Below are 24,253 nucleotides of genomic sequence, written 5' to 3'. Positions count from 1 at the left end.
AGGGTGAGCTTTCATGCTTTTAGAACAAATTATTAACGGTATAACACTCGGAAGCATTTATGCAATTGTTGCCCTTGGATTTACACTGGTCTTTGGTGTACTCGGCATTATTAACATGGCTCATGGAGAAATTTTCATGATAGGTGCTTTTATAGGAGTGTTGGTAACTAGCGTATTAGGATTACCACTTTGGGTAGCATTTCTTTCTGCAGTAATCGTTACCGCAATCTTGGGCTATTTGTTAGAAAAGATTGCACTTCGACCGCTTCGAGGGAAACAGGGTGTTTCACATCTAGCCCCTTTAATCAGCACTATTGGGGTTTCCATATTGTTGGAGAACCTTTCGCATCATTTGTTTGGAGCCGGTAATCATCCGTTTCGACATTCTTTTGCACAAATTCAAATCCAAGTTGGTTCCATCACTATTTATTTAGTGCAGATTTTAATCTTTGCGATTTCTATTACCCTTATGATCGTACTTTCGTATTGGCTCTCTAAAACGAAAGCTGGAAAGGCTCTGCGCGCTACTGCCGAAAACTTAGAGACCGCTAGTCTACTTGGTGTAAATACGAAACGTACTATTACAACAACTGTCATACTTGCCTCTGCCCTGGGTGGAATAGCAGGAATTCTAGTAGGTATGGCCTTTAACTCCGTTAATCCACAGATGGGCTTGTCCATGGGCTTAAAAGGCTTAGCCATTATCATATTAGGCGGTATGGGAAATGTAAAAGGGGCGATGGTTGGAGGATTACTCCTTGGTCTTTCTGAAACAATGATTGTTGCCTACGGAGATTCGGGGTATAGAGATGCCGTTGCCTTCGTTGCTATTATCTTTATCCTTCTCATACGTCCACAGGGTATTTTCGGCAAGAAAACTGCTGAGGTAGGAAGGTGATGATCATATGCTAGGAGAAATTTTAAATCCATACTATTTACAGATTATCTCTTTTATTCTTATCAATATTATCTTAGGGATAAGCATTTACATAACGCTTTCCTCCGGGCAATTATCTTTAGGAAATGCAGGTTTCATGGGTATCGGAGCCTATACTTCTGCACTCCTAACGATCAACTTTGAGGTCCCTCTTTATTTAAGTATTGTTTTGGGAGCAGTAGTTGCAGGAGCTTTCGGAATTTTAATTGGTATTCCTGCATTAAGATTGAGTGGAGTTTATCTAGCTATTGCAACACTCGGTTTTGGAGAAGTACTTCGAGTAATTTTTGTGAACTGGGACTCCGTGACCAAGGGCTCGATTGGCTTGTCTGGTATACCTCATCTTGGTAGAGAGCTGTTTCAATTTTTTAGAGATTTAGGATTTGATCCCGATATGCTTGGACTTAAAAACAATCAAGCTATTTATTTAATAGTAGTACTTGTTTTATTGATCATCACTATATTTATTGTTTGGTTTTTTATCAGACAGAACAAGTCACGTGTTGGTAGAGCATACGCTGCCATTAAAATGGATGAAAAAGCGGCAGAAGCAATGGGTATTAATATCACTTATTACAAAGTATTGTCCTTTACACAAGGTGCAATTTTGGCTGGCTTTGCTGGTGCTCTTTACGCTCATGTATTAGCTTATATCAGTCCTGCAGACTTTGCGTATCACCGTGCCATTGATATTTTAATCTTCTCCATTTTTGGTGGAAGCGAGGTTATATGGGGAGCAATATTCGGAGCAACCTTTATGACATTGCTTCCAGAGGCATTACGATTTATTAGTGAATATCGATATATGATTTACGGGATTATTCTAATTGTATTGATGGCTTTCCGCCCACAAGGAATTATAGATGTTCCCGTATTAAATTGGCTAAAACGAACATTTACATTTAAAAGGAGGGATTCCAATGGTATTAGAGTTAAAAAATATAACTAAAAACTTTGGTGGAATCTCAGCCTTAACGGACGTTTCATTCCAAATCAACGAAGGAGAAATTTTCGGATTAATCGGACCAAATGGGGCTGGTAAAACAACTATGTTCAATATAATAACGAATATGTTCGCCCCAACCTCTGGAGAAATCTTATTTCTAGGGAAAAATATTTCAGGTATGAAACCTCATAAAATCACAGATAAGGGAATCTGTCGTACGTTTCAAAACATCAGGTTGTTTTCTCAAATGTCCGTTTTGGAAAATGTATTGGTAGGTGCCCATTGTCGAAATAAATCCGGGGTTTTAAAAAGTGTACTTAGAACAAAGTCACAAAAACAAGAAGAGAAAGGTAATTATGAGGCGGCTTTGGAGCTGTTAGAGTTAGTGGGTCTCTCCCCATACGAAGAAACAATTGCAGAGAACTTAGCTTACGGTCAACAGCGAAGATTAGAAATAGCCCGTGCCCTGGCAAGTAATCCAAAGCTATTATTATTAGATGAGCCTGCAGCTGGTATGAATGAAACAGAAACAGAGAACCTATTTGAGTTGATAAAAAAAGTTCAAAAGCGTGGAGTAACTGTTTTACTGATTGAGCATGACATGCCTTTTGTGATGAAGCTTTGCGACCGAATTGCAGTTTTAAATTTTGGGAAGAAGCTTGCGGAAGGTACTCCTATTGAAATTCAAAATAATCAGGATGTAATAGAAGCTTACCTCGGATCAGAGGAGGATGAAGAAATTGCTTAAGGTAACAGGAATTGAAACATTTTATGGAAAAATACAAGCTCTTAAAAATGTAAACCTTGTCGTAGAGCAGGGTCAGGTTGTCACCCTCCTCGGTGCAAACGGTGCTGGGAAAACGACAACGATGAAAACAATTACTGGCCTACTAAAGCCTCAAAAAGGAACTGTTGAGTTTTTAGGTGAGAACATTACTGGCATGAGACCTGACCAGCTTGTCAGAAAAGGTATTGCCCTTGTCCCTGAGGGAAGGGCTATCCTTTCTAGCATGACCGTTCTAGAGAACCTGGAAATGGGAGCTTATCACAGGAATGATAAGGACATAAAAAAAGATTTGGAAAATGTTATGGAACAGTTCCCTATTTTAAAAGAACGGGAGGATCAGTTAGGCGGTACCTTATCCGGTGGGCAGCAGCAAATGCTTGCCATCGCAAGAGCACTGCTATCCAAACCGAAGTTGCTATTGCTAGATGAACCTTCTATGGGGCTAGCACCATTAATAGTTGCCGATATCTTTAAAATGATTCGTGAAATTAAAGCTAGCGGTACGACTGTATTGTTGGTGGAACAAAATGCAAAGCAGGCACTCAAGGTTGCGGATTATGGCTATGTCATGGAAACCGGAAAAATCATTATTAACGGAGAAGCAAATAGCTTACTAGAAGACCCAAGAGTTGTTGAGGCATATTTAGGTAAGAAAACGAGTTAGTATTTAAGGAGGAGCTTATATGACCCGTTCTATTTCACAGCTGGAGTTACCACATTCAATTTCTCTTTTAGAAGAATTGGCCTCTAAATCTATTGAAAAAGGACCGTTTACATACGTCCATAGTGGTGCTGGTAATGAAAGCACCCTTCGTGCCAATGAGGCAGCCTTTGAGGATTGGTGTATCGTCCCTCAATATTTAAATGATGTGAGCAGTCGAGACACCTCCACTACTTTGCTGGGAACTACCTTCCCTTCCTCTTTTGCACTAGCACCAATCGGGGTTCAAAGTATTTTCCATCCTGAAGGTGAACTGGCTTCCGCACGTGCTGCTGCAGCATGTGGAGTCCCTTTTATAGCTAGTACATTATCCTCTTATCCTTTAGAGGAAATTGCCGCTAATCTAGGAGACACCCCTCGCTGGTATCAGTTGTATTGGTCCAATGATGAGGAAATGGCGATAAGTATGGTTCGTCGCGCAGAAAAAGCAGGTTATTCTGCTATCGTCATTACGATTGACACCTCCCTTCTTGGAAATAGAGAGCGTGATTTGAACAATCGCTATTCTCCTTTAAAACTGGGAAAAGGGGCTGCTAACTACTTATACGACCCTGTCTTTCAAGGTCGATTTACTAGCCCCCCTTCCGCTGACGATCCGGAGGTCATTAAAAGTATTGTTGATATTATCTTTAATCCTTCATTAACCTGGGAAAATCTTAAAACCATTAAGGAGCATACGAAGCTTCCCATTTTACTGAAAGGCATCCTTCATGAGGAAGATGCAAGAAAAGCTTTACTCCACGGAGTCGATGGAATTATAGTCTCCAATCATGGAGGAAGGCAGCTGGATGGCTGTATTTCGTCATTAGAGGCACTCCCCTCCGTCGCGGAAGTTATTCAGGGGAATATTCCAGTGTTATTGGATAGTGGTATCAGACGGGGCTCTGATGTCATTAAAGCAAAGGCTCTTGGGGCAGATGTAGTTTTACTTGGCAGACCTTTTATCTATGGTTTGGCCACTGCCGGCGAGCAAGGAGTAGAACATGTATTACGTAACATGATTAATGATATTGATGTTACTTTAGCATTATCTGGTTGTGCATCGATGAACGAGGTTAATTCATCGCTTATTAGAAGAAAGAAATAAAGAGAAAAGGCAAGGATGCAGAAATAAGCATCCTTGCCTTAATTATGTGATGAGTGAGTGGAACCGACCGATTATTTGCCTGAACCGACCGGTTTTCTGTGCGAACCGACCGATTATTCGCGGCGACCGACCGATTTTCTCACTGGACCGACCTATTATGCACCATAACCGACCGATTCTCTTTTTGTTCGGTATTACTACAAGTCTGTTTCTAGATTCATTCCCCTATCACTTCAATATATCTTTAATACGTTGAACATAAGGCTCTTTATCATAGGCAAAGTAGAGCTGGCTTGCTACGCGGATTGGATCCCCAAAGAAAAACCGCTCATAAATAGTTTGTCTTGTTCCGAAGGGACTCATCGTAAGATCCCAAGCAAGGCGGAATAGCTTTACACGTTCTTCAGCTGGGGCTGCCTTTGCCTGCAAGTATTGGTCGAGGTCCTTTCTAATCGGTGAGTTAAAATCATTTTCTGTTGGAATGGTCATTAAACCACTAGCACCTAATAGCTGTACGATTTCCGCTAGTCTTGGGTAGACCTTCGGATAAACAGTGATAGCAGCATGCAATGTAGCTCTATCTGGCTCCATTAAACCAAATCGATTTATTTTCGCATCTATCTCTGATTTCATTAACAACGCTTTTAAAGATTCTAATGCTACAATTACCTCTGCCGCCTTTTCCTGAACATGCTGGTATTCTGCTATATTAATAGTTTTAATAATAGACTGGACAATTCCTAAGACAAATTCAGTTTTAATAACCTGTCTAGATATTACCTGGTGTAGGGTGAACGGTTGGAAGGAGCTACTAATCATAAAATCATTGGCCGTCATTGGGTCATCATAAATAAATACACGGTCCCACGGGACTACCGCATCATCAAAAACCACAATGGTATCCATTTCATCATATTTGGAGCTCAGCGGATAATTAAAGGAAGAATCTCCTCCAACTAATGACTCCCGACATATAAATTTTACGCCCTTCGTGTTACTTGGGATAGAGAAAAAATAGCCCTTCCCTTCATCTATAACTGGTCCCATGGAGTATACTAATATTTCATCCGTCATACCTCCTTGCGTTGCAAGCAGACGAGCACCCTTTATAATAATTCCTTCCTCATTTTCACCGATGACCTTAGCTGCAATTGGTTCTTTTTCATCTTCTAAATAGTAGAAAGTTCGATTTACCTGTGGCTCAATGAAACTGTGAGTTAAAGTTAAATCATTTTCTCGTACATATTCAAAGTAAGATTGGAGATACTGAGGAAAACAGCTATTTTTACCTTCCAGTAATTTTGCGGAAGACGCATAAGCCATTAAGGTTGTATTCATATAATCTGGACTTCTTCCCATTAGACCATTGGTCGCTCGAGCCCATTCCTGAACCATCATCCTTTTTTTCACTAAATCTTCTTTTGTTTTTGGTTCTAGAAAAGAAAGCCCAACAGAATCTCCAGTAGTTGGAGAAGGATAGGTTAATATATCTTTTAAATTTGGGTCATGCTGCATATCAAATAATGCTGCTTGGCTCTTCATGACCCCTTTGAAAGCGGGGTGTTCGGAGATCTTCCCCGTTACTCTTTTTCCGTCAACCCAAATTTCCGAGTTCAACTGATCTATCCGATCTATATATTGTTTTCCTGTAATAGCAGGCATAGGCACTCTCCTAAATGATGCTTCATAATAATTCTTATCAGCTTATACTATTACGATTTTTCTTGAAAGGTGACAGTTTGGGAAGAGCTATCATTTGACTTCATATATTCAGTATTTTAGGATAATTATTTAAGGGATAACTTTTATTCCAAAAATGCATCATATAAAAATTTATAAAGGAGCCTGCAAAGTGAAGAAATTATTAATAGCTATAGTAGGATCTGTTATAATAACGGGTTGTTCCAGTCCTCAAGAGGAAGAGGTAGTACCCGTTGAATTAATAGAAGAGTTACCAGAAGAAAATCAAGTCCTCAATGATTTACCCGAGTATCCTATTTTAAATAATATTATTGATTTGCAAGTATACTTAGCAAATATTGAAACTGATAACGAAGAAACTCGAGTTATCTTTTTTGAAGATAAAGATGGCAATAAAGTATATAAAAGTGTTTTCGTCAAAAACGAGAGTTACTTAAAAGTTATAGAGCTAGAGGATGGAGAAGGAATTCTTTACAATGAGGTCATATAAAAACAGCCCCTAGTCTGAATTAGGGACTGTTTTTTTGTGCACTATAATCCTGTAAGAGTCAGGATAGAGAAGAAGATGATTACTCCTCTTCTACCGTCTCTTTCTTCTCTTCTCCATCAACAAAATAGCTAATTGTATTTTCTGCTGGATCTACCTCGATAGGTTGGTCCACATCTACATCCATTCTTGTAGCTATTACTTCATCATCTTCTTTGGAGTATTTATAGGTTGCTAATGTTTTGTTTTGATCGTCACTTTCTTGAGTAACAAGTACTTCAGTACCGTTACTGAAAGTTAGTTTGTCTTCTAATATTTCTATTTTCAAGCTATTATCAACCGGTATATTTTGAGAGATAGCCCATTTTTCTTCGCCCTCATTGTACTTTCCAATAAGCAAACCTTGAGGCTCCTCTTTAGCTTGAGTATAAGGAATAACTACCTCGGGGATTGTATCCTCATCAAATTGGACGATTACAGCTTGTCCAAATTCTGGCTCCGTTAAGTCATTTTCCTCCCACCACTTACTTTGGTTAGATAATGCTAGCCATTCTTCATCCGTCACCTCGAGTGAAAATTCCTCATCTTCTACGACTTCTTCTTGCTTGTTTTCTTCAGTTTGGTCTTTTTCCTTCACTGTCGTCTCCTCATCAGAGCAGGCTGCAAGCAACAGAGTAAGAGCAGTGACACCTAAAATTCTCTTTTTCATAACAAATACCTCCTTTAAAACTGAATGCCCCTAAGACTATTACAAAATTCGACATTCATTTTATCTATATAACCTAAACACATGGATGATAAACTCAGTAAAGGAAAAATTAGTATTTCTATATACAAACTCAAAAGACCAAATCACAAGGACATGGTCTTAATAGAACTTTTAAGAAGAAGTGATTTGTCCACCATTAACATGAAGGGTTTGACCAGTGACAAAACGTGAATCATCTGAGGCTAGATAAACAAAGGTAGGTGCTAGCTCGAAAGGTTGACCTTGTCGTTCCATCGGATTGCCTGCTTGCGTAACCTCATCTGCTGAAAAGCTAGCAGGGATCAACGGTGTCCATATTCTGCCTGGTGCAATTGCATTTACTCGAATACCTTGGCTTACTAGGTTATTTGCAAGGGCGCGAGTAAACCCTACATTTGCGGCTTTAGTAGCCGTATAATCCATTAAATGCTTATGTCCTTCATATGCAACGACTGAAGCAGTATTAATAATAGAGCTCCCGGGCTTAAGATGTGGTAAAGCTGCTCGCGTTGTGTAGAAATGGGAATAAATATTAACTTTAAACGTATCGTCAAATTGCTCATCTGTAATATCTAAAAGACTTAGCTGCTGGAATTGAATTCCTACATGATTACATAAAACATTTAACTGCCCAAAAGCTTGAACAGTTGCATCTACTATATACTTACAATGCTCCTTGTCTCGCAAATCTCCCGGCAACAGTAAGCAACGTTGACCAAGTTCCTCTATTCTATTTTTTGTACGATAGGCATCTTCGTGCTCATCAAGATAAGCAATGGCGACGTCTGCTCCTTCCTTAGCAAAGGCTATAGCTGCAGCCGCTCCCATCCCACTGTCTCCTCCTGTTATTAAGACCGCCTTGCCAAGTAACTTACCCGTTCCAGTATAGTTAGGATTCTCTATAATTGGCCTTGGATGCATCAGACTTTCCAGACCAGGCTGCCTTAACTGACGCTGCTCCGGCACCGTAATTGGAACTTCCTGAAACTTTGTTATTTTGCCGTAGTTTGGATTCATAGGGTACTTTTGATTGTGCTCATGTTGTTCGGACAATAATATCTCCCTTCTTGTTTAATCTTCGAACTACTTTATGTGAACTTACCTGTATCGGTGATAATAATCTACGTGCTGTGCCTACTTTTCGATAAAAGAATAAATTATTAATTAAAAGGAGGAATGCAGTTGAACAATCATTTGTTAATACTTAACCAAGGGGCAGAAACACTACTCACAAATTACTCCGATGCAAAGGTAAATGTACAATATAACTCTAACTCCAAGCCCTTTGAACTACCCGAAATTGGAGCAAGACCCCCATTTTATTGCCATCCAAGCTTTGAAGCCTATTATCCGCTTCTTTAATAGCTATAAACCACAAAGCCCTTCTTCATGACGAGGAAGGGCTTCTTGAAGTCTTTAACATTATGATATTCGAGCTCTCCTTCCAACTTTACAAACATAGTCCATTAGCTTACTATGCGCGTATGGGAACAATGAAAAAAAGATATCCATTGTTCTTCGCATAGGCATCGGACAAATAATGGGGGCATTTTGATGAACACCATTTATGGCAATCTTAGCTAGCTTTTCAGGAGTCATTAACTTTTGCTTTTTCAACTGCTGAATCATTTTATGCTTATCCATATTAATAGCCTTAGCATTTGAAAAGATCGGTGTATCTACAAATGTGGTGGGACAGAGTACACTTACTTTCACGCCATGTTCCTTTGCCTCGTAATGCAAGGAAGTCGTGAGACCTACTATCGCATGTTTCGTTGCAGAATATGGTGCAGTCAGAGGAGAGGGGCCTAATCCTGCTGCCGAGGAAGTATTTACGATATGACCAAAGCCTTGCTCTTTCATGAGCTTGTAGCCAATCTGTGTCCCATGAATGACTCCCCATAGATTGATATCTATAATATGGTTCCAGTCTTCTATTGAAACATCATACAACTCACCATACATAGTAATTCCAGCGTTATTGAACAGATAATCCAGTCTACCATGTTCGTTAAAAGTATCCCGAACCAACTCTTCCATACTTACATGATCAGCTACATCCACATACTCATACCGCGCACAGTTCTGTTGTCGATTAAGCTCATCCTCCACAACTTTACCTTCTATCTTATTTACATCTGCTATTATGACAAATACCTGTTGAGTGATGAGTTCTTCACAAATTGCTTTACCAATTCCGGAAGCTCCACCAGTAACAATCGCAACTTTTCTTTTTGTGTCCATAGATTCCCCCCTTAAGAAACTTCCATAATTGAACTATCACCAAGTGTACTTCTGATCACAGTGGCATACTCATCTGCAACAATTCTTGCTCCAGTGCTGTTCAAATGTATTCCGTCTAAGGTAAGTTTTAAACCGCGCTCGTTTGATAATCGATCAATCCTTGCTTCACTTTTGTAGAAAAATACATCGAACATAACTCGAAATGGATTAGTTGAAATATAAGTGGAGCTGTTCCTGTTAGCCAATTCTTTCTCAAAAATCGTTTGGAGATTCATATAATCTATTAGCTCTTTTTCACTTAAAGACTGGATAAGAACAGATAATTCTTTAATTTCCTTGTTAGTCTGATTTTCAATATGTTCACCTACTATAGAGGGTGAAACCGTCACCACCTTCTTGGTAGAAGGCATCACTATTTTTAAAACTTGCTCATAAAGCTCTATAAATTCATCATGATTTTCAGCTACTGGCTGCGCTTGAACCTTCAAAAGCTTTGAATACACGTCATTCGTACCAATCCAAAGAAAGGACAAATCAAAATCAGCATCTAAACCAGTTTTTATCAGACGACTATATAGACTTTTTACAGTCTCCCCTGGTTTTCCAAGATTCACAAACGAATCGCTCGGAAACTTCTCTTTTAAAATATTTACAAACGAAACGCCAGGTCGTCCCTCAGTTAAGCTGTCACCAATTAATGCAACTTTCATATCAGTTTCCCCTTTTCTTTATTGAACTTAAAAATATAGTGATTGCTTGTTCAAATAAAGGCTCAAGTGACTGTAATGGCTGTGTATTGGTCAATTGACATAATCCCCCGAGCCAAGTTCCTAACAGAGCAGTCCATTCATCAACATTTCCTTTTTCGAACTCATCACATTCAATTCCTTCTATAAAGATTGAACGATAAGAGCTCATCGGCACTACCGCAAGTTCATATAACTTTTGGACCGATTCCAATGATGATTTAGGATTAGCTGCTAACTCCTCTCCAGCTTTAAGCAATGGAGTTTGATAATTGTACAAAACATGCTTGGCCATTCCGTACCATTTTTCAGTGGCTGATGAATAATTTTGTTCAACATCCGTCCATTTTGAATACCAATCATGCATGGAATTCTGTGCTAATAGGACAAACAACTTCTCTTTGTTTTCAAAATGATAGTAAATGTGACCTTTACTAAATCCAGAAGCTTTAGAAACATCTGCGATTGAGGTCTGATTGTAGCCATGTAATGAAAACAATTCAAAAGCCTTTTCCTTAATGATACGTTTTGCCTCTTCGCTGTCATAACGCCTACTCACTACAAAATAATCTCCTTTCGTCAATTTGAACGACCGTTCTAATTTTATTGTATGATTAATTCCTCCAAAATAAAAGTTTATTTTCTGAATTTTTAGCTTTATTTTACAAAATAAAAAAGAGCAACAATGTAGAGTTACCCTTCTAATAGAAATAATAATTCAAGTTTGTATGTCTCCATTTATTTTGGATACCCATTCGTATTGAATGTCAGGTAAATTTTCTTCGTTTTCATGTCCTCTACTTATCACTTCAAAGCCATGTTTTTCATAAAACTGCTGTGCATTTTTATTTACCTCAAATGTGTACAATGTTAATTTCCCACTAGATTTCACTTTTGCTTTATCTAGTAATGCTCGACCTATACCGATTCCTTGATACTCTATGTGAATATATAGTTGGCTTATTTCCCTGTCATTATAGGCAATCATCCCAACTACTTCTTCATCCATTAACGCTAACTCTATTTGAAATTGTTCCGTTAAAATATGATTTAAAAAATAAACGTGTCTTTCGAAGTCGTGAATTTCTTTTTGGCCAATAGCCTGTTCCTTACTTTTCCGCCACATATCCACTGTTTTTACGGCGTACTTAGGGTTATACGGAATAATTTTGATCTTATGGTGTAGCATATATTACCTCCTTAAACATAAAATTATTCTTCACAAAAATTATCTATATTTGAGTGGATGTAGTATCCAGCCATGGTGACTTTTCCATTGCTAAACAAATTGAAAGATTTTGTCTCACCTTCATTATTTTCGAGTGTAGAGAGATGATCAAAATCATCAAACTCCATCTCTTGTGAACCTTCCCTCTTTGATTTGTTGATTTCCCTAATCACTTTTTTAATGGTTTTTTCGTTATCAATTTCAATTATTTCACCATCTATACATTCAATTGTGAGTTTAATCATCTCACCATTTAATAAGGGTTCATTGAATTGACTACAGGAGCATAAGAACAATATACATAGGCAATAGAGTGACATTCTCTTCATTTTTTCATCTCCTAAAGACTTAAAATGACTTCTAAATAAGTTATAGTGTCCCATAAACACCCAAATTCAGACCTTAAACATGAAATGCGCCCTGTTTCTAGTACCACTATTGGATCCATTCCATCACAAACAATTTTTGTTCTTTCGCATTTGAAATAGCCAGTATATAACTATTATCCTCTTCCAATTTATAAAAATATTTATCCTCTTCTTCAAAAGTCACAGGATTCTCTTGAAATAACATATTAAACTGCTGTGTATCCTTATTAATATTAGCCACATCTTTTTGAAATTTTTTAAGGAGTCCAGATACAGTGTCAAAGGAATCTTCATTAATTGAAATCCAACCATCTTTGTCCTCTAATTTCTTTTCAATAGATTTATAATGAAGTACATGAAATACTTCTCCCTCGCTAGGAAATCCATTTCTTGTATGAAAGACTGTTTCTATCTTGATTGGCCTTGGGATTCCTATCTCCCAATTCAACTTCCATTCGGTATATTGGGAAATATAATTCCAATTCACTGTTATTAAAACTATTATTAATAAAGGAACTGGAATCCAAATAAGTAATTTCTTTTTCACCTAAACTCTCCTTTAATATGAATGATAATTCTATTGTATTCACCAAAATATATAGTCATTTTCTTAATTATCTCGAGTTAAACCCCATACTCCATGAACAAAAGCTAAACAGCCCAGTTAAAAAGAAGGATAACAGAATAACCTCTATTGAAACTACATTTTCACTACTAAATACTAGCCAAGCAAATATGCCAAAGTAGAAGGCAATGAAAGCCAATATTGTTCTGATGTAGTTCCTTACTATTTTTTTCAGGCTTTTATTCATGGATAACTCTCCTTCTGACCAATTCTCAAACAACACTATGTTTACATGTTAAATTTTAACATAATTAACCAAATACTATTCCATTTATTACACATGTTGTTTTCATTTTTCATCTTTAAATGGCCAATATAAAAAGCCCAAAGACATGTAATTGTCTTTGGGCTTCCTTGATATTTATATTTCTTACGTTTCTTCGATCGGATCACTTATTAAACTTGCCAATACATGTACTCGTAAAATAATTCCTTTCATTGTACCTTCCTCGTCTGTAACAACGAGGGGATACTTGGAATCAAGTACCTGTTGTATTAAATCTTGTACATATTCTTCTGGATGTACAGTCTTTACTTCCTTCGACATTGCTTCTTGCAAGGTTTTCTTTTGTTTCATCCCTTCAATAGCCTGGTCGATGGTAATAATACCTTGTAGCTGTCGCTTTCTGTCAACTACAAACGCACTCGAGTTACCATTCTCTCTCATTACCTGGATTGCAACATTTAGTCCATCCTTTAAGGATACTAATCCATTTGGCTTAGACATGATATGCTCAGCTTGAAGAATTTTAGTACGATCGATATCGCGTATGAATTCGGAAATATAGCTGCTAGCCGGATTTTCTAGAATTTCTTCTGGCGTACCAATTTGCTCTACTTTCCCGTTTTTCATAACAGCCACACGGTCACCAATTTTAAATGCTTCGTTGACGTCATGTGTAATAAAAATAATTGTTTTTTGCAGACGATTTTGGATATCTAAAAGCTCTAGCTGCATTTCTCTACGGATTAGTGGGTCAAGTGCACTGAAGGGCTCGTCCATTAATAGGATGTCTGGATCGTTCGCAAGGGCTCTTGCGATGCCTACTCGCTGACGCATACCGCCAGAAAGCTCATCTGGATATTGGTTTTCATATCCTTTAAGACCGACCGTCTCTAAATGCTTCTGAGCAATTTCCTGACGCTCCTTCTTGGACATACCTCTAATTTCTAATCCATACTCTATATTTTCTAATACTGTACGATGACTAAACAGTCCAAAGTGTTGAAATACCATTGCTATTTTCTTTTGACGATAGAATTTTAACTGTGTCTTATTGTAATCGACCACATTTTCCCCATCGACATAAATAGCACCTGAGGTAGGTCTATTCAATAAATTCAAGCAACGGATTAGGGTAGATTTGCCACTTCCAGAAAGCCCCATGATGACGAAGGTCTCTCCTTCCATGATTTCCATAGAAGCATTGTACACTCCAACAGTATGCCCTGTCTTAGCTAATATCTCTTCCTTTGGTACACTCTTCTCTACCATTGGGATAATTTTTTTAGGGCGTGGTCCAAATATTTTGGAGACATTTTCTAATCTTAATTTTACTGTCATGCTACATCCCTCCTATGTTTCTGAAGGCGATTTGCAATTCCTCCGGTAACTCGGTCGATGATGATCGCTAGAAAGACGATACTAATTCCGGCTTCAAAACCAAGGGATATGTCAATTCGGTTAATCGCAAAGAGTACTCGCTCTCCAAGTCCCTGTGCCCCAACCATAGAACCAACAACAGCCATTGCAAGAGCCATCATCGTTGTTTGATTGATACCAGCCATAATTGTAGGTAAGGCTTGTGGTAGTTGAACTTTCATGAGCATTTGAGAGGAAGAGGAACCAAATGATTGTGCAGACTCTACAATTTCTTTATCTACACTTCGGATCCCTAATTCTGTTAAACGGATTACTGGTGGTAAAGCATAAATGATTGTCGCAATAACTGCTGGTACATTTCCTAGTGGAAAGAAGAAAATTACTGGTATTAAGTAGACAAAGCTCGGCATTGTCTGCATTGCGTCTAATATTGGGCGCATGATTCTGGACATGGACTTACTAAAAGCCATTCCAACGCCTAGCGGAATGCCTATTACAAGAGACAAAATTACGGAGATTAGAACGATGGAAATCGTGGTCATCGTTTCCGGCCACAAATCAAAGGAGCCTATTAAAAAGATAAATGCCCCATAAAGCAATCCTCCATAAATATTATTAAAATACCACCCTATTAAAAAGATGATAACAATAAATAACCACCAAGGTATTGCTAATAGACCTGCCTCTAAGCCTTTAATCATAGAGGAAGAAATAATAAAGATAAAATCAAAGAATGCATCAAAGTTCGCGGCTAAAAAATCCACGAATTTTTCTACTACATCCCCGATTGGAAAACGTACATCTGGAAATTCTGTCATATAGTAGGACTGCAAAACATACAGTCGCAGGTCACCTCTCTTTTAGTTAGATTGAGTTATGAATTATTTTAAAGAAGCTTTAACTTTTTCTGCCACTTCTTCTGACACCCAAGCTGTCCAAATATCTTCATACTCTTTCATCCACCAAATAGCGGCTTCATCTGCTTCCACATCATTTTCTTGCATGTAATCTAAAGCACTTTCTGTTAAATCATTGCTAGTTTCATAGTTACTTAAAAAGTCTACTACTTCCTTAGCTTGTGTTGGTAAATCTTTATGAACAGCAACTACTACATCATTCGGAGGAAATTCAGTTCCCTTCGAATCATTCCATGTTGCTTCATCGTATGGTGCGTCTTCTAATAGAGTTAAATCGTAGCTTGCTGTTACCCACGTTGGTGACCAATAATAACCTACCCACGGCTCGCCTTTTTTATATGCGCCAGCTAAATCTGCAACAATGGCAGAATCAGAGCCAGGTGCTAGATAGTTATATTGTTCGTCAAGGCCATATGTTTCAAGTTTCGTCCCCAAATACTCACTTACTACCCAACTGGATGGAGCACCGACCACTCGGCCTTTACTGCTATCTTCGGGATCTTGGAAAATTTCTGGATACTTCTCTAAGTCTTGAACTGTTTTTAAATCTGGAGCGATTGGTTCAATACCTCGTTCTGGATCTCCTTCTATCACGTAAGTTGGAACATATAATCCTTGCGCGTTGTCAGCGAAATTAGTAGCTACCTTTATGATATCTCCACTTTCAATTGCTTTTTCATAGACATCTTTAATGTTATCGGTCCATACTTCCATATAGACATTTATGTCGCCCTTTTCAAGTGACTGCATGGTTGCCGCCGTTGTTCCACTTGTTACTTCGGTTTCATAACCATAACCTTCTTCGACGATTGTTTGAGCTATGCTATTGTGTAGGCGAATACTATCCCACCCCGCATCAGCAAACTTAATCACCTCAATATTGTCCTTGCTTGTCTCACTGCCACAGGCTGCAAGTACTAAAAGCATACAAAGTGAAAAAAATAACATAATCTTTTTCATTAGTTTGACTACCTCTTTTCATTCAGTTTTTAAATTAGACGTTCGATCGCTCCTCCTTCAAAATCTATAAATAATTGCTAAAATCCTAAACAATTAAACTTCCCTGAATTTGGAAATTAAAGGACGTCTAATTTATAACTACTAATATTACTAAAAAAATTTGTATATTGCAAATTCACTTAATAAATGATTGTTATTATTCTATCTTTATCTGAATATTTTGTATCATATTTCTAGTTATTTATCATTAAGTAAATAGTAAACCCTAGACAATCTATTCATATAAATAACGAGGTAATTATTAATTATTTATGATAATTTTTTTTTTGTTCGAGGGGGGCTTTGTCTAGGAGAAAGTAAGCAGATAAATAGAGGAGATTTTGAATTTATCACCATTCGGGGGGTTTAACTCCATTCGTAGTGATTTATACGCTCATTAAGGTTTTAGCACTGTTTATGGGATTTTATTATAAAACTAAAAAAAACCATGAACGCTATGTTCATGGCATCTCTTACACTTTAAACCACTCTGTTTTCTGGCACCCGTTCCTCTAATGCATCTTCAATGGCCGTAGCATTGATCTGCATCATAGCAAGTCTTGTATAAATACTGGCACTACCGATATGGGGTAGGACAGTCACGTTAGGTAAGGTTAAAAGTGGATGATCTAATGGGACTGGCTCCGTTTCAAAAACGTCTAGACCCGCAGCCCAAATGCTTTTGTTGACTAGGGCATCATAAAGCGCCTGCTCATCAACTATTCCTCCTCGTGCCACATTAATAAGAGCTGAGGTTTCCTTCATCATTTCCAGTTCTTTTTTCCCAATTAAGCCTCTAGTTTCTGGAGTGAGAGGAGTCAATATTACAACAAAATCTGACTCCTTTAGTAGTGTCTCAAGCTCCACATATGTAAAGTTATACTGTTGCTCAGATTCTAATTTTCTTGTTCGATTATGGTATAAGACCTTCATATCAAACCCTTTTGCCCGGCGTGCGACTGCTTCACCGATTCTCCCCATGCCTATAATTCCTAAGGTTGACCCATAAACGTCCATGCCGGTTAGTTGCATCGGTGTCCAAGACTTCCATTTCCCTGCACGAATATCCTGCTCCGCTTCTGTAATACGACGAGCAGTTGCTAGTAATAAGGCAAATGTTAAATCAGCTGTAGTTTCCGTTAACACACCTGGTGTATTGGTTACAATAATCCCTTTTTCTTTTGCAGCCTCGATATCAATGTTATTATAGCCGACCGCAAGATTAGATATAATTCTTAGATTTGGTAGGCTTTCTATCAGTTCCCGGTCCACTTTATCCGAGAGAACGGTCCACAAAGCATTACAATCCTTTGCCTCTTTTTTGATATCCTCGTACTTCATTGGAATTTCATCGCTATGCCACATAATGACTTCAAATTTTTCTCTTAGTGGTTGTACAATCTCTTCTGGTAACTTTCTAGTAATAAATATTTTATACATCCAATTCCCCCTAATGATTTTCTGATAATTTAAGCATCGCTGATTTGAGAAAAGAATTCAACTGTATTTACAATAATATTTTTATACGCTATACTGTGGTCACATAAAAAAACAGATTGTGTAAATCTTACATAATTGGAAAACTACATACCGTTTCTGCACTAGGGGTGCCCACTTTGGCTGTGATGAGAGCTTTTTAAGCTCCGATCCCTTATTACTCGATCAGGATAATACCTGCGTGAGGAAGTGCGGTGACTTTCCTTTTTTTCATAAGGTTAGTGGCTGCATCTTCACGGATGTAGCTTTTTTTTATGAAAAATTTTAAGGAGGGTTTTGAATGGAATGTGGTTTAAGTCCGATTGTAGGGTTTCGTTTCTCCCTACATCCAATGAGCAATGAGTTTATCAGTATTATTAAGGGGGCGTTACAGGATACAGACACATCCAATGTGTGGATGCATACGGATGACGTATCGACTGTGATCAGGGGAAAACAAGCTCATGTATTTAATGTGGCAAAATCAATAGCTTTAAATGCAGCAAAAACTGGGGTACACGTGGCTCTATCAGGAACATTTTCAGCGGGCTGTCCAGGTGACACAGCAGCTGACGTTTATTTAGAAAGAGGGGATGAAGTTGCTAATATGGATGCAACTAAACAATATGTGTCCTCTCAATTCGCCTTATATCCAATGAACAATCCAAACTATATGGATGTTATCTACAAAGAGATTCAGCATGCGAAAGACGCTGGTGTATTCAATGAGTCCATGCATTATGCAAGCGGTATCCATGGAGATATCCATGATGTATTTGCCTTCTACGAAGCTACCTTTAGCAGAGCCAGATCAGAGGAGCACAAGCATTTAGTAATGACTTTATCGATGAGCATTAACAGTCCTTCTCATGGAGATAATCTTCATGCTTAAATCATGGAAGCTAAAAGAGATTATTTTAATGTCTATCTTTGCGGTAGTATTTGGGATTGTGTATTTACTATTCCTTCACGTAGGAAATATTTGGTCAGGGTTTATTGGCCCAATCGCATATGAATGGATTTTTGGAGTATGGTTTATCGTTTCTATCATCTGTATGTATATCATTCGCAAACCAGGAGCTGCTGTAATCTCTGAAACTATTGCAGCCGCAATAGAGGTGCTTTTAGGTAATGCTGTTGGACCACGACTTATCCTTTCGGGTGTCATTCAAGGATTGGGTGCAGAGGCAGTATTCGCAGCTACCAGCTATAAACGATTTGACCTTTGGGTATTAATGCTTGCTGGTGCAGGGTCTGCAGTTTTTAGCTTTGTGTATGGTTATTTTTTAGGTGGATTTACAGTTTATACTACTGGGTACGTCCTTTTTATGCTTGTCGTTCGTATTTTTAGCGGGACACTGATTGCTGGTGTAGGCGGCAAAGTCATAGCTGATGGCTTGCTTGCAACGGGTTCATTAAGAGGATATTCTATTTCACGCTCTAAAAAAGGTGACGCACGTGTCTAATGTGATCCGTCTCGAAAATGTTTCTTTTTCATTTCCTGATGAAGAGATTCCTATATTATCAAATTTTTCGATGTCTATTGAACAAGGAGAGCGTGTTGTGATTACCGGTCCAAGTGGCTGTGGGAAAAGTACATTGCTATATTTGTGTAACCGCCTCTACCCTGACAATTGCGATGGAATAGTTTCCGGGAAAATAGAGCTTTTTGGGAAGGACAGCGATTCTTATCGACCAGGCGAGGTCAATCATCGTATCGCTACCGTCTTTCAGGATCCGGATGCGCAGTTTTGTATGCCAACCGTTGAGGAGGAGCTTGCCTTTACTTTAGAGAATTTACTAGTGGCGCGAGAGGACATGGATTCAAGAATTTCAGAAGTATTGGAGGCAACCAGGTTAACCGCTTATCGACATTCCATCATTCAGTCACTTTCTGGAGGAATGAAACAAAGAGTAGCCACGGCTTGTGCGCTCATTATGAAGCCAGAGGTTTTATTGTTAGATGAGCCGATTACGCACTTAGATCCTTATACTGCAAAACAATATATTGAATGGTTGGATACACTGCAGCAAAGCTCTGGATTAACGATATTAGCAATTGAACACAAGCTAGACCTTTGGGAAGATTTCTTTCATCGTCGAATTAGATTAAAAGAAGACAGAAATTCGCTTATAGACGATGTTAAACGGGATAATAGGGTCCAACAGGAACTATCCCTACAAGTAGAAGGAGTTAGCACCCATAGTTTTCTTCAACCAAGCTCGTTTTCTTTACACAAAGGAGAGGTTGCAGTACTAGCGGGACCAAACGGCAGTGGAAAATCTACATTATTAAAGGCTCTTTCAGGTGTTCTGCCAGCTGAAGGCAACGTCCTGCCAAGCTTGTTAGGCTATGTACCACAGTCACCAGAATTTTTGTTTGTTACAGGAAGAGTAAAAGAGGAGGTCTCTTTTGGCGGAGGATCAAACACAGAAGAATTGCTGGAACGACTTGATTTATCTAGGATCTCAGAGGCCCATCCATTTTCTATCAGCCATGGACAAAAACGTCGCCTAGCTATAGCCGTTATGCTTTGCCAGAACCGGGAAGTGATTTTGATGGATGAACCAACTTCTGGTCAGGACTCTGCTAATCTGACAGAACTTTTAAAAGTCGTAGATGAGCGTTCTAGGGCAGGTACTACTTTTCTAATCGTTACCCACGATATGGAATTTGCGTATAAGGTAGCTGATTCCATCTTATTGATGAGGAACGGAGGAGTGACAGGGAAATATAGTGCGACCAGCTTCTGGGATAAGAAAGATTTAATGCTAGAACATCAATTACTTCCTCCTAAGCGAGGTCCTGTCTATGCGTGCTAGCCTTCATAGGATGAATCCGTCCGTTAAGTTTGTGATCGTAATGATTTGCATGCTTTCACTAGCATTCTTTTTCGATCCATGGACACCACTAGTTTTTTGGTTCAGCATTATGGTGATGCAAATATTCTTAAGCAATATATCCTGGAAAAACTGGTCCTTGCTGATGCTTCCTTTCGTAATCGCAGCTTTTGGTTACCTTTGGACCACTCTTCTATTTGCAGAGAGCGGGACTGGAACTGTTCTTTGGTCCATCCGTTCTGTCGATATAACGGAAAGCCAATTGAACCATGCCTTATCCTTAAGCTTTCGGGTGTTGGCCTTTTCTAGTCTAAGCCTATTATTTGCTCTAACAACCGACCCAATTATATTTATACGGAGTCTAATGCAGCAGTTGAAGCTGTCTCCTAAAATTGCTTATGGTATTATGGTTGGTTATCAATTTTTACCGCTTTTAAAGGACGAGTTTATACAAGTTCAACAAGTACAGAAACTGAGAGGACTAAGCGACGACTCCAATGTTTTTAAAAGACTGATTGGTTTACGTCGCGTATTGATTCCTATGCTTTCTGGGGCTGTTCGTAAGGCTGAAAGAGTGGCGTTCGCAATGGAAGCAAGAGGCTTTACGGGAGAACCTAGAAAAGTCTTTTATCATGAAGTGCCTATTGAAAAGAAGGATTTTATACTAGCGTTCTTGTTTATTTGTGTTTTACTAATTAGTTGTAGCACTAGTATGTGGCTACCATAAAGAAAAAGAGTGTCTCCAGACCTGGATGACACTCTTCTTTCATTTATGGCAACTCGCTTTCTACTAACTCTATATAGTCCTGGTCATCTATTAATTTAAATAGGAAGTGATCTATACTTTTTTGCAGAGAAAGGCTTTGTAACAACGATAAATCATCTAGCATGATTACCATCTCCATCCGCTCCCCTTGCTTTGTCTCAACATAAATAACTTGATTTAAAACAAAGGCTGTCGAACCTCCCTTGGCACCGATATGATCAAACTTTTCCTGATTACTTTCATAGGCGAGAGGCCACTCCAATATGTCTCTTAAAGTACTAGTGACATTTGATGAAAACTCATTGTTCGATATACGAGAAACAATTTCTCCGTAGGCCTCTGCAGAAGCTCCAGTCAACCGATCTGACCATATGCGTTGAATGTCCATAGAAATATCAGAAACATCCGTTACTGCGAATTGTTTAGATTTTAACAGTTGACTGACTTCTTTAGCTAATGAACGATATTCTTCCATGGACATATTATTCAATCTATTTATTAATGCCTTTTTGCTTAGATTTTCCTTTTCCTTAAGGTAACTGGATATAGCTAAAGCGCCTACAATCGGATAGATTTCTTCATGATTCTCAATATCCAACACTTCCAGCCTATTGTTAATTGCGTCTAGCCCGAGCAGTTCCATGAGATATTCCGTGTTAGCGTTCGAGCTGAACTTAATCATTCCTTTTGCCACTTCCTGTAGCGTTGGTTTTTCTGTTTCTAAGCTATCTAACCAGGCTTCATGGGCTTCCCCATCGGTGTTTGGAATATAATAAACATCTAAATCCTCTAAGCCTATTCTAGTTGTAGGATTAATCTTTCCCTCTTCTACTTGGAAGGCATATTCCATCGCAACCACAATTTTTACGACACTTGCGAGAGGACGATTCTCCTCCACATTGTAACTAACAAGGACATTACCATCCTTTGAAAAATACAGAGATGAAGTATCGGGATATTCTATAAGATGCTCTAAAACAGTATTAGACTCAGGACTTCCCAAAATATCGTTTAATAGCCAATATAGTACCCCCCCTATAACAACAAAAAGGGAAGCATATATGATTAACCTTTTTTTCGTATAGGTTTTTTTGTCCAAGAAAATTCCAAGGATAATAAGTAGGAGGATTCCTATCCATATATTAAAACCAAAAAATAAATGTGCTAGGATAACCGTCAACAATACTACCATATTTATAATAATGGATGAAATTTCCCATTTACCTATGTTTTTTACATCCTTTAGAGGAAGTAGGGTGAAGAACGCATAGATTCCAATACCAATCCACATATAAATGCTCATCGTATCCTCCTAATACTTTCTTTTTAAAACGATTATGTTAATAGCGTGCCAAATCATTAATCCCGTCAATAGAAACCATATTGCTAGCTTGTATGATTCGTAGCCTATTTCACTTATATATGAGTCATATAGCTCAATCACGAACCATCCAAAGGGGGCAAACGGAAATATGATGCTGTAGGATTTGTGAGCGATTGCGTTGCCCCTTTCATCCTTTCCTTCACTACTCCATTCAAATTTGAAGCTTATATAGCAAGCAATAAAAAAGATAATTACATAAACAAGCCTTAATATAGCAAATACAACCTCCGTCACTTCTACTCCCCCTCTTTCTTATATTGAAATACATCCGTTAAATCCACTTCAAATAGCAATGCAATGTCAAAGGCTAGCTTTAACGATGGATTGTACTTGTTCTTCTCAAGCGAAATGATTGTTTGCCGACTTACTCCCAATAAATCCGCCACTTCTTTTTGGGAAAGACCCTTTTCTGCTCTTAACACTAAAATCCTATTGGTTATATGTCTCTTACCTTCCATGTTCTGTCACCTCACACAAATTGTAATATATTTTTTACTTAAAGTAAACTATTTTTTACATTTTGTTAGAATTATATTACATATTCCACTATTCAGAAAAGAAATGTATGATTAATGTAAAAATAGTGGAGGTCATAACATGTCGTCAGTAGCTCTATTAAGAGGGATCAACTTAGGAAAGCTCAACAAAGTAGATATGAAATCGCTAAAGCTTCTTTTTGAAGAGTTAGGCTTTCAAAATGTGCGTACGTATATTCAAACGGGAAATGTTATTTTTGATGGTGGAGGTTGTAGCGAGGAAAAACTGGAAGAAGCATTAAGGAATACCTATGGTTTCGAAATACCTGTTGTAGTGAGCCCCAAAGCAGAACTGGAGGAAATAAGTAAAAATCCAGTTTTCTTAAATGACCAAACCTTCGTCATGTTTCTGCGAAAAGAAATTACAAACGATGAGCTTTCTATTTTAAAGGGAATTGTAGAGGATGATTTTACTGTCCTACATAATCGAAACTTGATCATCCACCATACTAAAAATTATCATCAAACTAAATATACAAACAACTTTTTTGAAAAGAAGCTTCAAATGGTATCTACAGCTAGAAATAAAAATACGGTAAATAAAATATTGGAGCGAATGTAACCTTTTTAACATAAGAATTACTTATGCCTTTTCATGATTTATATAAATTTTTATTATCAAAAAATTCACATTATAATTAAGTTAATTCATAAGGGGGTATGGACCATGTCATTTACATTTAAAAGAATTGATCACATTCAATTAGCTGCTCCAAAGGGCTGTGAGGAAGAGGCACGCAGCTTCTTCACGGGAATATTAAGATTAAAAGAAATAGAAAAACCACCACTTCTAAAAAAGAAGGGTGGCGTATGGTTCGAGCTGGGAAGCTATCAAATTCATATCGGAGTTGAAGAGCCTTTCTCTCCAGCAAAGAAGGCACATCCGGCTTTTGAAGTTGAAGACCTTGAAGCGCTAAAAATGCATTTAACCGATCAACAGGTAAGCTTTAAAGTAGATACAGAACTACCAGGGGCTAATCGCATATATATTAACGATCCATTTGGTAATCGTATCGAGATATTAGAATGGATTTAAGAAAAGGATAAACAAAAGCTTTGTTAAAGTTATTGGTTGATTTTGACTAACAATTCTTTTTAATAGTGAC

29 protein-coding genes and 1 riboswitch are annotated in these 24,253 nt (G+C 38.1%); of the genes, 13 read left to right on the top strand and 16 right to left on the bottom strand.

Annotated features, from left to right (window positions below):
- The first annotated feature begins 13 nt into the window (after window positions 1-13).
- The 5 genes from Q0371_RS02705 to Q0371_RS02685 are packed head-to-tail and all read left to right on the top strand — an operon-like array spanning window position 14 to window position 4,478.
- Window positions 14-898, top strand: coding sequence for a branched-chain amino acid ABC transporter permease (locus tag Q0371_RS02705; RefSeq protein ID WP_169360078.1), 885 nt, complete (start codon window positions 14-16; stop codon window positions 896-898).
- Window positions 899-905: 7 nt separating this feature from the next.
- Entirely contained in the window at window positions 906-1,886 is a 981-nt protein-coding gene (locus Q0371_RS02700) for a branched-chain amino acid ABC transporter permease (protein ID WP_298467940.1), read from the top strand.
- On the top strand, window positions 1,858-2,631 hold the full coding sequence (locus Q0371_RS02695) for an ABC transporter ATP-binding protein (RefSeq protein ID WP_251556410.1): 774 nt from the start codon (window positions 1,858-1,860) through the stop codon (window positions 2,629-2,631). The genes Q0371_RS02700 and Q0371_RS02695 overlap by 29 nt, the downstream gene beginning before the upstream one ends.
- Window positions 2,624-3,334, top strand: coding sequence for an ABC transporter ATP-binding protein (locus tag Q0371_RS02690; RefSeq protein ID WP_169360093.1), 711 nt, complete (start codon window positions 2,624-2,626; stop codon window positions 3,332-3,334). The genes Q0371_RS02695 and Q0371_RS02690 overlap by 8 nt, the downstream gene beginning before the upstream one ends.
- A 19-nt stretch (window positions 3,335-3,353) precedes the next feature.
- Entirely contained in the window at window positions 3,354-4,478 is a 1,125-nt protein-coding gene (locus Q0371_RS02685) for an alpha-hydroxy-acid oxidizing protein (RefSeq protein ID WP_251556409.1), read from the top strand.
- 228 nt (window positions 4,479-4,706) lie between these two features.
- Here the strand turns inward: Q0371_RS02685 and hpaB are convergent, their stop codons facing one another.
- Entirely contained in the window at window positions 4,707-6,140 is a 1,434-nt protein-coding gene (gene hpaB, locus Q0371_RS02680; protein WP_298467932.1) for a 4-hydroxyphenylacetate 3-monooxygenase, oxygenase component, read from the bottom strand.
- Between the two features lie 190 nt (window positions 6,141-6,330).
- On the opposite strand from hpaB, the gene Q0371_RS02675 reads away from it, so the two are divergent.
- Complete coding sequence (locus Q0371_RS02675) at window positions 6,331-6,669, top strand: hypothetical protein (RefSeq protein ID WP_169360083.1); 339 nt, start codon at window positions 6,331-6,333, stop codon at window positions 6,667-6,669.
- Window positions 6,670-6,748: 79 nt separating this feature from the next.
- On the opposite strand, the gene Q0371_RS02670 is transcribed toward Q0371_RS02675, so the two are convergent.
- Window positions 6,749-7,375: a hypothetical protein gene (locus Q0371_RS02670; protein ID WP_298467929.1), complete on the bottom strand. Its 627-nt coding sequence runs from the start codon at window positions 7,373-7,375 to the stop codon at window positions 6,749-6,751.
- Window positions 7,376-7,546: 171 nt separating this feature from the next.
- Entirely contained in the window at window positions 7,547-8,431 is an 885-nt protein-coding gene (locus Q0371_RS02665; RefSeq protein WP_169360094.1) for an SDR family oxidoreductase, read from the bottom strand.
- Window positions 8,432-8,596: 165 nt separating this feature from the next.
- Between Q0371_RS02665 and Q0371_RS02660 the strand changes: the two genes are divergently transcribed.
- Entirely contained in the window at window positions 8,597-8,776 is a 180-nt protein-coding gene (locus tag Q0371_RS02660) for a hypothetical protein (RefSeq protein WP_240949733.1), read from the top strand.
- Window positions 8,777-8,836: 60 nt separating this feature from the next.
- Here Q0371_RS02660 and Q0371_RS02655 read toward each other — a convergent pair whose 3' ends face one another.
- The 10 genes from Q0371_RS02655 to Q0371_RS02610 form a co-directional block, all read right to left on the bottom strand.
- On the bottom strand, window positions 8,837-9,658 hold the full coding sequence (locus tag Q0371_RS02655) for an SDR family oxidoreductase (protein ID WP_298467926.1): 822 nt from the start codon (window positions 9,656-9,658) through the stop codon (window positions 8,837-8,839).
- A gap of 11 nt (window positions 9,659-9,669) precedes the next feature.
- Complete coding sequence (locus tag Q0371_RS02650) at window positions 9,670-10,368, bottom strand: SGNH/GDSL hydrolase family protein (RefSeq protein ID WP_298467923.1); 699 nt, start codon at window positions 10,366-10,368, stop codon at window positions 9,670-9,672.
- Window position 10,369: 1 nt separating this feature from the next.
- Window positions 10,370-10,963: a TetR/AcrR family transcriptional regulator gene (locus Q0371_RS02645; protein WP_298467920.1), complete on the bottom strand. Its 594-nt coding sequence runs from the start codon at window positions 10,961-10,963 to the stop codon at window positions 10,370-10,372.
- Between the two features lie 159 nt (window positions 10,964-11,122).
- Entirely contained in the window at window positions 11,123-11,593 is a 471-nt protein-coding gene (locus tag Q0371_RS02640; protein ID WP_298467917.1) for a GNAT family N-acetyltransferase, read from the bottom strand.
- A 23-nt stretch (window positions 11,594-11,616) separates the two neighbouring features.
- Window positions 11,617-11,961, bottom strand: a complete 345-nt coding sequence (locus Q0371_RS02635) for a hypothetical protein (RefSeq protein WP_298467914.1) — start codon at window positions 11,959-11,961, stop codon at window positions 11,617-11,619.
- A 106-nt stretch (window positions 11,962-12,067) separates the two neighbouring features.
- Complete coding sequence (locus tag Q0371_RS02630) at window positions 12,068-12,547, bottom strand: hypothetical protein (RefSeq protein ID WP_298467912.1); 480 nt, start codon at window positions 12,545-12,547, stop codon at window positions 12,068-12,070.
- Window positions 12,548-12,995: 448 nt separating this feature from the next.
- Window positions 12,996-14,189 (bottom strand): glycine betaine/L-proline ABC transporter ATP-binding protein, encoded by a 1,194-nt coding sequence (locus Q0371_RS02625; RefSeq protein ID WP_298467910.1) that lies wholly within the window; start codon window positions 14,187-14,189, stop codon window positions 12,996-12,998.
- A complete protein-coding gene (locus Q0371_RS02620; protein ID WP_169360910.1) occupies window positions 14,186-15,046 on the bottom strand; it encodes an ABC transporter permease subunit in 861 nt (286 codons plus the stop codon). The genes Q0371_RS02625 and Q0371_RS02620 overlap by 4 nt, the downstream gene beginning before the upstream one ends.
- Window positions 15,047-15,109: 63 nt before the next feature.
- Entirely contained in the window at window positions 15,110-16,105 is a 996-nt protein-coding gene (locus Q0371_RS02615; protein ID WP_298467905.1) for an ABC transporter substrate-binding protein, read from the bottom strand.
- A gap of 519 nt (window positions 16,106-16,624) precedes the next feature.
- The gene (locus Q0371_RS02610) at window positions 16,625-17,584 is read right to left on the bottom strand and encodes a D-glycerate dehydrogenase (RefSeq protein WP_298467902.1); all 960 of its coding nucleotides are present in this window, start codon (window positions 17,582-17,584) and stop codon (window positions 16,625-16,627) included.
- Between the two features lie 153 nt (window positions 17,585-17,737).
- Window positions 17,738-17,846, top strand: a riboswitch (TPP riboswitch).
- A 75-nt stretch (window positions 17,847-17,921) separates the two neighbouring features.
- On the opposite strand from Q0371_RS02610, the gene Q0371_RS02605 reads away from it, so the two are divergent.
- From Q0371_RS02605 to Q0371_RS02590, 4 genes are read left to right on the top strand one after another with little or no spacing between them, the layout of a single operon-like run.
- Complete coding sequence (locus Q0371_RS02605) at window positions 17,922-18,512, top strand: YkoF family thiamine/hydroxymethylpyrimidine-binding protein (RefSeq protein WP_169360907.1); 591 nt, start codon at window positions 17,922-17,924, stop codon at window positions 18,510-18,512.
- Entirely contained in the window at window positions 18,505-19,086 is a 582-nt protein-coding gene (locus Q0371_RS02600; protein WP_298467898.1) for an ECF transporter S component, read from the top strand. Before Q0371_RS02605 ends, Q0371_RS02600 begins: the two co-directional genes overlap by 8 nt.
- Complete coding sequence (locus Q0371_RS02595; protein ID WP_298467895.1) at window positions 19,079-20,443, top strand: ABC transporter ATP-binding protein; 1,365 nt, start codon at window positions 19,079-19,081, stop codon at window positions 20,441-20,443. The genes Q0371_RS02600 and Q0371_RS02595 overlap by 8 nt, the downstream gene beginning before the upstream one ends.
- The gene (locus Q0371_RS02590) at window positions 20,433-21,188 is read left to right on the top strand and encodes an energy-coupling factor transporter transmembrane component T (RefSeq protein WP_298467892.1); all 756 of its coding nucleotides are present in this window, start codon (window positions 20,433-20,435) and stop codon (window positions 21,186-21,188) included. Before Q0371_RS02595 ends, Q0371_RS02590 begins: the two co-directional genes overlap by 11 nt.
- A gap of 43 nt (window positions 21,189-21,231) precedes the next feature.
- On the opposite strand, the gene Q0371_RS02585 is transcribed toward Q0371_RS02590, so the two are convergent.
- From Q0371_RS02585 to Q0371_RS02575, 3 genes are read right to left on the bottom strand one after another with little or no spacing between them, the layout of a single operon-like run.
- Window positions 21,232-22,530, bottom strand: a complete 1,299-nt coding sequence (locus tag Q0371_RS02585; protein ID WP_298467889.1) for a serine hydrolase — start codon at window positions 22,528-22,530, stop codon at window positions 21,232-21,234.
- A 9-nt stretch (window positions 22,531-22,539) separates the two neighbouring features.
- On the bottom strand, window positions 22,540-22,845 hold the full coding sequence (locus Q0371_RS02580) for a hypothetical protein (RefSeq protein ID WP_298467887.1): 306 nt from the start codon (window positions 22,843-22,845) through the stop codon (window positions 22,540-22,542).
- 2 nt (window positions 22,846-22,847) lie between these two features.
- Entirely contained in the window at window positions 22,848-23,069 is a 222-nt protein-coding gene (locus tag Q0371_RS02575; protein ID WP_251555110.1) for a helix-turn-helix transcriptional regulator, read from the bottom strand.
- Window positions 23,070-23,208: 139 nt separating this feature from the next.
- Between Q0371_RS02575 and Q0371_RS02570 the strand changes: the two genes are divergently transcribed.
- Together Q0371_RS02570 and Q0371_RS02565 are read left to right on the top strand one after the other, a co-directional pair.
- Window positions 23,209-23,709, top strand: a complete 501-nt coding sequence (locus Q0371_RS02570; RefSeq protein ID WP_298467884.1) for a DUF1697 domain-containing protein — start codon at window positions 23,209-23,211, stop codon at window positions 23,707-23,709.
- A gap of 105 nt (window positions 23,710-23,814) precedes the next feature.
- Window positions 23,815-24,183, top strand: coding sequence for a VOC family protein (locus Q0371_RS02565; RefSeq protein WP_169360900.1), 369 nt, complete (start codon window positions 23,815-23,817; stop codon window positions 24,181-24,183).
- Window positions 24,184-24,253: the final 70 nt, after the last annotated feature.

Source organism: uncultured Psychrobacillus sp. (assembly GCF_938022135.1).
Taxonomy (GTDB): Bacteria; Bacillota; Bacilli; order Bacillales_A; family Planococcaceae; genus Psychrobacillus.
This window is presented reverse-complemented; position numbering and strand designations above follow the sequence as displayed.

What these genes read in the sequence shown, in the direction of transcription:
- Q0371_RS02685 (WP_251556409.1), top strand. Translation starts at nt 3,354, where the DNA reads ATGACCCGTTCTATTTCACAGCTGGAGTTACCACATTCAATTTCTCTT.
- Q0371_RS02625 (WP_298467910.1), bottom strand. Translation starts at nt 14,189, where the DNA reads ATGACAGTAAAATTAAGATTAGAAAATGTCTCCAAAATATTTGGACCA.
- hpaB (WP_298467932.1), bottom strand. Translation starts at nt 6,140, where the DNA reads ATGCCTGCTATTACAGGAAAACAATATATAGATCGGATAGATCAGTTG.
- Q0371_RS02575 (WP_251555110.1), bottom strand. Translation starts at nt 23,069, where the DNA reads ATGGAAGGTAAGAGACATATAACCAATAGGATTTTAGTGTTAAGAGCA.
- Q0371_RS02585 (WP_298467889.1), bottom strand. Translation starts at nt 22,530, where the DNA reads ATGAGCATTTATATGTGGATTGGTATTGGAATCTATGCGTTCTTCACC.
- Q0371_RS02705 (WP_169360078.1), top strand. Translation starts at nt 14, where the DNA reads ATGCTTTTAGAACAAATTATTAACGGTATAACACTCGGAAGCATTTAT.
- Q0371_RS02565 (WP_169360900.1), top strand. Translation starts at nt 23,815, where the DNA reads ATGTCATTTACATTTAAAAGAATTGATCACATTCAATTAGCTGCTCCA.
- Q0371_RS02665 (WP_169360094.1), bottom strand. Translation starts at nt 8,431, where the DNA reads ATGAATCCAAACTACGGCAAAATAACAAAGTTTCAGGAAGTTCCAATT.
- Q0371_RS02670 (WP_298467929.1), bottom strand. Translation starts at nt 7,375, where the DNA reads ATGAAAAAGAGAATTTTAGGTGTCACTGCTCTTACTCTGTTGCTTGCA.
- Q0371_RS02605 (WP_169360907.1), top strand. Translation starts at nt 17,922, where the DNA reads ATGGAATGTGGTTTAAGTCCGATTGTAGGGTTTCGTTTCTCCCTACAT.
- Q0371_RS02570 (WP_298467884.1), top strand. Translation starts at nt 23,209, where the DNA reads ATGTCGTCAGTAGCTCTATTAAGAGGGATCAACTTAGGAAAGCTCAAC.
- Q0371_RS02600 (WP_298467898.1), top strand. Translation starts at nt 18,505, where the DNA reads ATGCTTAAATCATGGAAGCTAAAAGAGATTATTTTAATGTCTATCTTT.
- Q0371_RS02610 (WP_298467902.1), bottom strand. Translation starts at nt 17,584, where the DNA reads ATGTATAAAATATTTATTACTAGAAAGTTACCAGAAGAGATTGTACAA.
- Q0371_RS02655 (WP_298467926.1), bottom strand. Translation starts at nt 9,658, where the DNA reads ATGGACACAAAAAGAAAAGTTGCGATTGTTACTGGTGGAGCTTCCGGA.
- Q0371_RS02590 (WP_298467892.1), top strand. Translation starts at nt 20,433, where the DNA reads ATGCGTGCTAGCCTTCATAGGATGAATCCGTCCGTTAAGTTTGTGATC.
- Q0371_RS02635 (WP_298467914.1), bottom strand. Translation starts at nt 11,961, where the DNA reads ATGAAGAGAATGTCACTCTATTGCCTATGTATATTGTTCTTATGCTCC.
- Q0371_RS02650 (WP_298467923.1), bottom strand. Translation starts at nt 10,368, where the DNA reads ATGAAAGTTGCATTAATTGGTGACAGCTTAACTGAGGGACGACCTGGC.
- Q0371_RS02700 (WP_298467940.1), top strand. Translation starts at nt 906, where the DNA reads ATGCTAGGAGAAATTTTAAATCCATACTATTTACAGATTATCTCTTTT.
- Q0371_RS02620 (WP_169360910.1), bottom strand. Translation starts at nt 15,046, where the DNA reads ATGACAGAATTTCCAGATGTACGTTTTCCAATCGGGGATGTAGTAGAA.
- Q0371_RS02695 (WP_251556410.1), top strand. Translation starts at nt 1,858, where the DNA reads ATGGTATTAGAGTTAAAAAATATAACTAAAAACTTTGGTGGAATCTCA.
- Q0371_RS02615 (WP_298467905.1), bottom strand. Translation starts at nt 16,105, where the DNA reads ATGAAAAAGATTATGTTATTTTTTTCACTTTGTATGCTTTTAGTACTT.
- Q0371_RS02640 (WP_298467917.1), bottom strand. Translation starts at nt 11,593, where the DNA reads ATGCTACACCATAAGATCAAAATTATTCCGTATAACCCTAAGTACGCC.